The organism is Alcanivorax sp. HI0044 (assembly GCF_001634945.1).
The window spans coordinates 1-786 of record NZ_LWEZ01000686.1; the positions used below are offsets into that span (position 1 = coordinate 1).

At 58.7% G+C, this 786-nt stretch carries 1 protein-coding gene; it reads left to right on the forward strand.

Features of this window, described 5'->3' with window-relative positions:
• Positions 1-168: 168 nt before the first annotated feature.
• On the forward strand, positions 169-786 hold a 618-nt coding region (locus tag A3730_RS08295; protein ID WP_156501078.1), incomplete at its 3' end, for an NAD(P)/FAD-dependent oxidoreductase.

The following is a 786-nucleotide window of genomic DNA, read 5'->3' on the forward strand; positions in this document are numbered from 1 at the left end:
CCAGCCCCTGTTCGGCGGCGTAGGCCAGCTGCAGGCGCACACTGGTAATGGCGCGACGTACATCCATGAAGTGTCCGTTTCCCACAATTTTCTGTCCCAGAATGCCATAAACAAGGCGTTTATGTATCGCTAGAGTGGAGCGTAACGTTATTAACTGGATTGTTTCCCATGCAAGCAACGCACAACGTGATCATTATTGGCGCCGGCTTCGGTGGACTGGGCATGGCCATTCGCCTCAAAGCCCAGGGGCAGGACGACCTGCTGCTGATCGAAAAGGGCCACGATGTTGGCGGCTGCTGGCGCGACAACACCTACCCTGGTGCCGCCTGTGATGTGCCCTCTCATCTGTATTCGTTTTCCTTTGAACGCCATTACCCGTGGAGCCGTCGCTTCGCGCCGCAGAAAGAAATTTTTGCCTACCAGCAATACTGCGCACGCAAATACGATCTGTATCGCCACATTCGCTTCAACACTGAAGTGGCCGAAGCCCGCTTTCTGGATGATGCCGGCCTGTGGGAAATCACCCTGACCAATGGCGAGGTGATCACCTGTCGCGCCCTGATCACCGCCACCGGCCAACTCAACCAACCGGCGTACCCGCCGCTTGCCGGCATCGAGGACTTCCAGGGCCCACATTTCCACAGCGCCCGCTGGAATCACGATGAAGACCTGACCGGCAAAACCGTGGCCGTGGTCGGCACCGGGGCCAGCGCCATCCAGTTTGTGCCGGAAGTGGCCAAAGTGGCCGGCAAGGTCAAGCTGTTCCAGCGCTCCGCCGCCCATGTA